This is a genomic window from Roseburia sp. OF03-24 (assembly GCF_003463035.1).
GTDB lineage: Bacteria > Bacillota > Clostridia > Lachnospirales > Lachnospiraceae > Roseburia > Roseburia rectibacter.
This window is the reverse complement of sequence record NZ_QSCK01000008.1, coordinates 122,639-130,760: the sequence shown is the minus strand read 5'-3', so window position 1 is coordinate 130,760 and position 8,122 is coordinate 122,639. Positions and strand designations below refer to the sequence as shown.

General features: G+C 41.2%; 9 protein-coding genes and 1 tRNA gene. 7 read left to right on the top strand and 3 right to left on the bottom strand.

Features of this window, described 5'->3' with window-relative positions:
* Together DXA60_RS19120 and DXA60_RS05810 are read left to right on the top strand one after the other, a co-directional pair.
* Window positions 1-300 (top strand): hypothetical protein (locus DXA60_RS19120; protein ID WP_243006774.1); only part of this gene is annotated, 300 nt, incomplete at its 5' end.
* Window positions 290-511, top strand: a complete 222-nt coding sequence (locus tag DXA60_RS05810; RefSeq protein WP_117920299.1) for a hypothetical protein — start codon at window positions 290-292, stop codon at window positions 509-511. The genes DXA60_RS19120 and DXA60_RS05810, both read left to right, overlap by 11 nt.
* 247 nt (window positions 512-758) lie before the next feature.
* Here DXA60_RS05810 and DXA60_RS05805 read toward each other — a convergent pair.
* Window positions 759-829, bottom strand: a tRNA-Gly gene (locus DXA60_RS05805).
* A 107-nt stretch (window positions 830-936) separates the two neighbouring features.
* Between DXA60_RS05805 and DXA60_RS05800 the strand changes: the two genes are divergently transcribed.
* Window positions 937-2,040, top strand: a complete 1,104-nt coding sequence (locus tag DXA60_RS05800; RefSeq protein WP_117920297.1) for a S66 family peptidase — start codon at window positions 937-939, stop codon at window positions 2,038-2,040.
* Window positions 2,041-2,049: 9 nt separating this feature from the next.
* Here DXA60_RS05800 and DXA60_RS05795 read toward each other — a convergent pair whose 3' ends face one another.
* Window positions 2,050-2,769 carry a hypothetical protein gene (locus DXA60_RS05795; protein ID WP_243006773.1) on the bottom strand — a complete coding sequence of 240 codons (720 nt, stop codon included), beginning with the start codon at window positions 2,767-2,769 and terminating at the stop codon, window positions 2,050-2,052.
* 136 nt (window positions 2,770-2,905) lie between these two features.
* Here DXA60_RS05795 and DXA60_RS05790 point away from each other — a divergent pair, with 136 nt between their 5' ends.
* The 3 genes from DXA60_RS05790 (at window position 2,906) to DXA60_RS05780 (ending at window position 5,259) form a co-directional block, all read left to right on the top strand.
* A complete protein-coding gene (locus DXA60_RS05790; protein WP_117920293.1) occupies window positions 2,906-3,379 on the top strand; it encodes an NfeD family protein in 474 nt (157 codons plus the stop codon).
* A 66-nt stretch (window positions 3,380-3,445) separates the two neighbouring features.
* Entirely contained in the window at window positions 3,446-4,297 is an 852-nt protein-coding gene (locus DXA60_RS05785; protein ID WP_117920291.1) for a patatin-like phospholipase family protein, read from the top strand.
* 17 nt (window positions 4,298-4,314) lie between these two features.
* Window positions 4,315-5,259 carry a D-2-hydroxyacid dehydrogenase gene (locus DXA60_RS05780; RefSeq protein WP_186900071.1) on the top strand — a complete coding sequence of 315 codons (945 nt, stop codon included), beginning with the start codon at window positions 4,315-4,317 and terminating at the stop codon, window positions 5,257-5,259.
* Between the two features lie 147 nt (window positions 5,260-5,406).
* Here DXA60_RS05780 and DXA60_RS05775 read toward each other — a convergent pair whose 3' ends face one another.
* The gene (locus tag DXA60_RS05775; protein WP_199536192.1) at window positions 5,407-6,375 is read right to left on the bottom strand and encodes a zinc dependent phospholipase C family protein; all 969 of its coding nucleotides are present in this window, start codon (window positions 6,373-6,375) and stop codon (window positions 5,407-5,409) included.
* 335 nt (window positions 6,376-6,710) lie between these two features.
* Between DXA60_RS05775 and DXA60_RS05770 the strand changes: the two genes are divergently transcribed.
* Window positions 6,711-8,108, top strand: a complete 1,398-nt coding sequence (locus tag DXA60_RS05770) for a radical SAM protein (protein WP_117920285.1) — start codon at window positions 6,711-6,713, stop codon at window positions 8,106-8,108.
* Window positions 8,109-8,122 lie beyond the last annotated feature (14 nt).

The window sequence follows — 8,122 nt, the reverse complement described above, 5'->3', positions numbered from 1 at the left end:
TGTGAACATAAAAAGAATGTTTGTGAAGTGCTGCTGATGATTGTTTTACTTGGAATCGTAATGGGTATCTGGAGAGAATTTTTTGCTTTTATAAGAATTTCATATCAGTACACTGTAACTTCCGGGTATGATGGCATAAAAGAAATGAACATTTGTTTTTTATTGTCTGTTATTTTGGCGGCGGCGCTGACACTGGCAATATTGATACCTGTATGTGATGGTGTTGAAGATATGAAAGCTGCAAAGAGAGATTTGGCGATCATTGAGATTGCAATGAGAGAAAAAGAAGATGAAAGATAGAAAAAAGACTTCATTCCGGTGTAATGCTGGGGTGGAGTCTTTTTTTAGTGTTAAAATGTTATTTTATAAAATAAAACAAAATAAGAGGACACTAGCAGACCTTAACCGCAGGGTGGAGTTTGTGGGTAAGTGGCTGTTTATGGAATCGTTGGTAACCGGGTGGAAAATGTTGTGGGAAAATAGTGGGAAAGATTCTTATCTTTTTCCATGATTTTTCCATACATTATCCACGCGGTTATCAATGATGGAATAGCGGCTTATCCATAAAATCCATGCTGTTTTTAATAATATGTGCTACTTGCGAAAGATGGATAACATTTTGTGGAATACATTGTGGAATACTTTGACGTAAAAAGTATACTTTTTGAGGTAAATTTTTTTCTAAATAAGAAAATTTTAAACATATGAAAACCCAGTAAAATCAATGCATTACTGACTTTACTGGGTTTCTTTGAGTAAGCAGACAACGGGAATCGAACCCGCCTCCTCAGCTTGGGAAGCTGATATACTACCGATGTACTATGTCTGCCCATAATGAAATAACTACTAATTATTATAGCAAAACGAAAAAAGATTGCAACCGTTTTTTCGGCGGTGTAAACTGAGAAAAAAGAAATTGGAGGATACGATAACAATATGAAATATCCAGAATTTTTACCGGAAAACGGAACGATTGGCTTTGTGGCACCGTCTTTTGGATGCAGCATAGAGCCGTATTATACAGCATTCTTGAATGCGCAGAAAAAATTTGCCGAAATGGGGCATAAATCAGATCTTGGACCAAACTGTTATGCATCAGATGGAATCGGTATCAGCAATACCCCGGAGGCATGCGGGGCGGAGTTGACCGAATATTACTGCAGTGATAAAAATGATATTTTAATCTCCTGCGGCGGTGGAGAGCTGATGTGTGAGATTTTAGATAAGGTTGATTTTGACAAGATCAGGAAGGCAAAACCAAAGTGGTATATGGGATTTTCAGACAATACCAATATGACATTCCTGCTTACGACATTGTGTGATACTGCATCGGTGTACGGACCGTGTGCGGCAGCTTTTGGCATGGAGCCATGGCATGAAAATCTGTGGGATGCTTATCATCTTCTGCGCGGACAGCAAAACAGTGTACATGGTTACGCATTGTGGGAAAAAGACAGCAAAAAAGACGAGGAGCATCCGCTTGAAGCGTATAATGTGACAGAAGAGAAGAGACTTATGGTATATCTGCCACAGGAACAGAATTTGGAACATAATGCTGCACAGACGGGCGGCAAATCAAAAATCGAGGTGCATCCTGCAGAAAATCTGCAGAAGAAGATAAACATGCAGGGAAGACTGCTTGGTGGCTGTATGGACTGTCTGGTCAATCTGCTCGGAACAGAATTTGATAAGGTAAAGGAATTTACAGAGAAATATCAGGATGATGGGATCATCTGGTTTTTGGAATCCTGTGATCTGAACGTGATGTCTATCCGCAGAGCGGTCTGGCAGATGAAACATGCCGGATGGTTTTCGCATGTAAAGGGATTTCTGATCGGAAGACCGGCGGTATTTGGACAGGAAATGATGGGATTAGACCAGTATCATGCAGTTACAGATCTGCTTGCGGAATATCAGGTACCGGTCATTATGGATGCAGATATCGGACATATTCCACCAATGATGCCGCTTGTCTGCGGCAGTTATGCAGATGTCAGCATCATTGGAAATCAGTTAAATGTAAATATGACGTGGAAATAAAAAGAATCGTTATAATATGACATTTACATTTTTGCCTATGCCTGTGTTCAGTAATGTATTCAGATCAGCAGTTACCGATGTGACAGATGCAATATTCAGAGCATTTGTGGCAGTCGTACCGGTATCTGCGGAGCTGGTGTTATCTGTGGAAACAGAAGAGGATGCCTGATTTCTGGCATTGCGCTTTGCAAGTGCATCATTGTATTCAATCTGTGTCAGGATATTGCTTCTGCTTTCAAGGCGTCTGGCATAGGAATTAACACGCTGCATATATTCGGAATCTGAGGAAAACAGAGATTCAAACTTTGAAATATCGGCAGAGCCAAAAAGGGAGCTGCGGGATTCAAGTGTTCCGTTATCTTTTACGGTAATACCGATCTTATCGAGCTGGTCAGCGTATTCAGCGGTAATATTTTTCAGACTTTTCTGTGTGTTTTTGATGGTACGGTCGTCTGAATTACCGGAAGAATTAAGCATATTATTATAAGTGCTGATAAATGCGGAAACATTGTTTCTTATATTTGCAGCGTTATCGTCATCATATGTAAATGAGCCAAGGGAACGTACTGCACGGCGCAGTGCATGTGCATCGGCACCTGTCAGTGTGGAGTTGGACAGGTTGCTGCGTGAAGTAGTGGTACGTGCATCAGCATTTGAAGCATAAAAACGGCGCATATAATAAGACGTACCAAGTGTTGTTCCGGCTCCGACATAAGCGGTATTGGACATAGGACAGCCCTCCTTAAAAATCATCTGATATATGTTTCGGTCGAAAAGCGTAGATAATTAACCGTGGCATTGAAAAATTATTTGCGATATACTACTATAGAAACAGCAGAAATTTTATGACAGGAGGAAGAAAATTATGGAGATAATGGTTTGGCTGGCATTGATCGTATTTTTTGTGGTATTAGAGATCGCTACCGTTGGACTGACTTCAATCTGGCTGGCAGGAGGAAGCCTTGCAGGATTAATCTGTGCAGCATTTGGAATGGGGATTGTGGGACAGATCATCGTATTTGCAGTGGTATCATTTGTACTACTTTATTTTACAAGACCATGGGCACTGAAATATTTGAAACCGCATCTGGTCAGGACAAATTATGAGGAGGCAGTCGGGAAAAATGTCTGTGTTACGGAACAGATCAATAATGTAAAAGGAACCGGAACGGCTGTTATGAATGGACTGGAATGGACTGCCCGTTCGGTGGATGATGACAAAATCTTTGAACCGGGAGAGATCGTTACGGTAAAAGAAATCAAAGGTGTCACTCTCTATGTGACGGAGAGTAATGAGATGCCTAAAATGCAGAAAAGTGAAAAAAAAGAGGAATTATAAACATAGAAATAGAAAATGGACAGGATGATAAAGACCTGTTGCCTGGGACATAGAATGGAGACAGAAATGAAGCTTGGAATGGTATTTGAAGGTGGTGCAAACCGCACCGTTTTTTCCTGCGGAGTAATGGATAAATTTTTAGAAGAAGATATTATGCCGGATTATTATATCGGTGTTTCCGCAGGAATGGCGTATGGATTGTCATATCTTTCAGGGCAGAAAGGGCGCAATCTTGAACTGATGGAAAAATATATGGCAGATAAGCGCTATATGGGAATGCGCCATCTGTTAAACCGCAAGGAACATGCGTATTACAATACAAAATTTGTATTTGAGGAAGTACCAAATGAACTGCTTCCTTTTGATTATGATGCGCTGGCACGTTTTCCGGGAGAGATTGAGGCAGCAGTCACAAATATTCATACAGGCAAAGCAGAATATATGGAAGTGCCGCGTGGAAAAGATATGAGAGATCTTCTGGTTGCGACCTGTTCACTGCCGATCCTGTTCCAGCCGGTAAAACTCGGCAGACATTATTATTTAGACGGTGGACTTGCAGAGTCCATTCCGTATGAGCATGCCTTAGAAAAAGGATGTGAGAAAATCGTTGTGGTTCTTACGAGAGAACGCGGATATGTAAAGAAAAAAGAAAAAGCTGCGGGAGTCATGAACCGTCTGTATCAGCGTTATCCGAAAATTGTGGAAGATATGAAACTGCGTGCGGAGCGTTATAACGCCTCCATGGAGAAACTGATGCAGCTGGAAAAAGAGGGAAAAGTATTTGTGATCGCTCCGGAATCGACTTATGGAGTCGGCAGGACGGAGACAGATACCGTAAAGTTACGCAGACTTTATGATGAAGGATACCGTATTGCTACGGAACAGACAGACTCCCTTTACGCCTATCTGAATAAATAATGCAAAGGAGAAAAAAGATGAACATTGTATTTCTGGACGCAAAGACGATCGGGGAAGACATTGATCTCTCTGGATATGACAGACTTGGAACTGTTGTAAAATATGGATTTTCCACAGCCGAGGAGGCAAGAGAGCGCACAAAAGATGCGGATGTGGTAATTGTGAATAAAGTGCAGATCAATGAGGCGTCGATCGGTGAGGCAGAACATTTAAAACTGGTCTGTGTCACCGCAACCGGAACAAACAATCTGGATAAGACATATCTGGATGAACATGGCATTGCATGGAGAAATGTTGCCGGATATTCCACGGAAACTGTAGCGCAGCACACATTTGCCCTGTTATTTTATCTCTGGGAAAAATTAAGATACTATGATGATTATGTCAAATCAGAAAAATATGCCGGAGATATCACATTTACTCATTTTGACAACGTATTCCATGACTTGAATGGCAAGACCTGGGGAATCATCGGACTTGGCGCGATCGGACGCAGAGTTGCTGATATTGCAAAAATGTTTGGCTGTCATGTGATCTATTATTCCACGACCGGAAAGAATAACCAGCCGGGGTATGAGCGTGTAGAGTTTGAGGAACTGCTTGCAAAATCAGATATTATATCGGTACATGCACCGCTGACGGAACAGACAGAGGAATTAATGAATGCAGCGGCATTTTCAAAAATGAAACCATCTGCCATCTTCTTAAATCTTGGAAGGGGACCGATCGTGGTTGAGAAAGATCTAGCAGATGCACTGGAAAATAAAACGATCGCAGGAGCAGGACTTGACGTGCTTACCGTAGAGCCGATGAGTGCAGAAAATCCATTAAAACGGATCAAAGACAGTAACCGCCTGATCATCACACCTCATATTGCATGGGCAAGCCTTGAGGCACGTACCAGACTGATGAAGATCATTGAAGGTCAGATCCGTGATTTCTTCGGTGAAGATAATAAATAAAAGAAAAGGTACGATTTGTGAACCATCAGTCGTCATGAATAAAAATACCGCGCAGATCTGCGCGGTATTTTTATTCAAAGATTTTGTCAGCTCCGAAAGACTTTTAAAAATTGAACTGGAAAATTGCACGGTCACTACTTCTGGCATTCAGCTTGGAATCGTTGAACTTAATCCGCTGTGGAAAGAAAGATTTCCATATCCTTCTAAGAATTTCTGTATGACGGCATCCTGCTTTGCTGAATCGGCACCGGCATGAAGTGCAGTGTGCAGTGAGAGGATGCGGGACAGATACAGTTTTTTGGATCGGTTATATAAATCAAAGAAGCTCTCATGGGAAATAAGGGAAGAGTCCCATGGGTTTGTCCATTTCGCATGTCTCAGATTGAATGGATCTGTGCGGAAAAATAAAGTGTCACTTGGAATCAGCGGTGAAAATAAAGGATATCCGAGACAGATCCGTTCGGTCAGCCGGACAATGGCTTTTTTCTTACCGGAGTCGTCGTGCATGAGCCACAGACCAAACTGCATGGAAAAAATGGCAAGATACATGGTGTATTTGCGGAATTCGACATCCGGGAAAGCATAACGGTAAGCGTAATAGAGCATACTTGCAATAACATACTTCTGGCGGTGTGTCAGCCGGATCGTGTCCTCCGGATGGAAATTACATGGCTGACGGTGCAGTTTCATGTCGAGCAGTGCAGTATCAATATCCGTTTCCAGATAGGCATGCCTTGAAAAATATGCTTTTTCCTTTTTATCTTTAAAATGCGTCATAGCATAAATATATGGATGACATATCGTATCTAAGGTATAGTGTCCGAGAAAACCCATCAGGTAGGCTTCTGCGATATTAAGATCTGTGCAGGACGAAAACCGGCTGCGACTTTCAATCAGACCCTGGAAAAAAGCACCGGTTTCGCGGACATGGGCAAGTGCACCAATATTATGACCTTCCAGTACATAAGAAGGAAGGTAATAAAAGAAAATATCAGGTCCCTGAAGTCCAAGACCATAAGCAGCACGATTATAATAAAGATTCTTTTTTAAAGAATTATTTTTCAGGTTATGATAAACCTCTCTTCCGAATATATAATGGGTAACATATCCAGGCATGATCAAAAATCTCCTTTCCATGAAATAAACCACCGTTATTATAACCAGTTTGGAAAGAACTGTTAAGCATAGCCGGAAAGATTTAAGAAAAAAGTAATAATCGTTGATTGACAAATTCATTTAAAATAATATAATGTTACGTAGTTATTAATACTATGTAATGTAGTATCAATGCTATGCAAATATTGTCTGATGTAGTCGGAAAATAGACAAAATTGCAAATTTGTATATTAGATGGCTACATTGAAAAGTCATTGCATATTTAAAAAAGAGTGTATTTTTTTTATACTTGCTTCTAGTAAAAGAATGTGAAAAAAATAACGGAGGTCGGAGTTATGGCAAATTTAGCACTGACAGTAGAGAGAAAAGCATTCAGCGTCGCAATCGATGCTGCACTGAAAAGTTTGAACAAGGATCGTGAGAAAGGATTATTACAGATCGTAGATCTTACAGAGAAATTTATGGGAGATAACTTTCGTAAAGAGGCTTATGATGGTGTAAGAAAAATGATCCAGAATCCGGATCACAAATGGATGCGTTATGTAAACCGTCTGTTAGATGAGACAGATCCGCATGTTGCGAAGATGACGGCATTAAACCTTGGATTTCAGGCTGCATTTTATGGAACAAAGACTATCCGTAAAATGAGAGAGGTTCATGGCTGCAATATTCCATGGCTGATCTTAATGGATCCGACAAGTGCATGTAACCTTCACTGTACCGGATGCTGGGCAGCTGAGTACGGTAATAAATTAAATCTTTCCTTTGATGAACTTGACAGCATCGTAACACAGGGAAAAGAACTTGGTATTTATTTTTACATGATGACCGGTGGAGAGCCGCTGGTTCGTAAAGCCGATATCATCAAACTTTGTGAGAAACACAATGATTGTGCATTCCACTGCTATACAAACGGTACGCTCGTAGATCAGAAACTCTGCGATGATATGAAACGTGTCGGCAACCTTTCCTTATCCATCAGCCTTGAGGGATTTGAGGATGCGAACGATTTCCGCCGTGGAGAGGGTGTATATGATAAAGTTCTTCATGCAATGGATCTTTTACATGAGAACGGATTGATTTTCGGAAACAGTGTATGCTATACTAGCAAAAACATGGATGCTGTTACATCTGACGAGTTCTTTGATCTTTTGATCGAGCATGGAAGCCGTTTCGCATGGTATTTCCATCTGATGCCGGTAGGTATGAAGGCAGCTCCGGATCTGATGCCGACCAAAGAACAGCGTGAATACATCTATCACAGAATCCGTGAGGTTCGTGCGATGGAAGGTGGTAAAGAGATCTTTGTTATGGACTTTCAGAATGATGGAGAGTTCGTAGGCGGATGTATCGCAGGAGGAAGAAACTACTGCCACATCAACCCGAAGGGTGACGTGGAGCCTTGTGTATTTATTCATTACTCCGGTGCAAATATCCGTGAGAAATCACTGTTAGAGTGCTTAAAACAGCCGTTATTCATGGCATACAGAGATAACCAGCCGTTCAATGAGAATATGCTTCGTCCATGCCCGATGCTTGAGAATCCTGAGATCTTACAGCGTATGGTACATGAAACAGGTGCACACTCCACAGATGTTGAGGAGGCAGAGCCGGTAGAACATTTATGTGGAAAATGTGAGGCATATGCATGTGAATGGAAAGAGACTGCAGACAGACTCTGGAAGGAGCATCCATACAAACAAAAAGGCTACACCAATTTCAAAAAGAAATAAGTTTTGTTCACAGT

Excerpts from the sequence above, each read along its gene's own strand:
- DXA60_RS05780 (WP_186900071.1), top strand. The coding sequence starts at position 4,315 with ATGAACATTGTATTTCTGGACGCAAAGACGATCGGGGAAGACATTGAT.
- DXA60_RS05810 (WP_117920299.1), top strand. The coding sequence starts at position 290 with ATGAAAGATAGAAAAAAGACTTCATTCCGGTGTAATGCTGGGGTGGAG.
- DXA60_RS05790 (WP_117920293.1), top strand. The coding sequence starts at position 2,906 with ATGGAGATAATGGTTTGGCTGGCATTGATCGTATTTTTTGTGGTATTA.
- DXA60_RS05800 (WP_117920297.1), top strand. The coding sequence starts at position 937 with ATGAAATATCCAGAATTTTTACCGGAAAACGGAACGATTGGCTTTGTG.
- DXA60_RS05770 (WP_117920285.1), top strand. The coding sequence starts at position 6,711 with ATGGCAAATTTAGCACTGACAGTAGAGAGAAAAGCATTCAGCGTCGCA.
- DXA60_RS05785 (WP_117920291.1), top strand. The coding sequence starts at position 3,446 with ATGAAGCTTGGAATGGTATTTGAAGGTGGTGCAAACCGCACCGTTTTT.
- DXA60_RS05795 (WP_243006773.1), bottom strand. The coding sequence starts at position 2,769 with ATGTCCAATACCGCTTATGTCGGAGCCGGAACAACACTTGGTACGTCT.
- DXA60_RS05775 (WP_199536192.1), bottom strand. The coding sequence starts at position 6,375 with ATGCCTGGATATGTTACCCATTATATATTCGGAAGAGAGGTTTATCAT.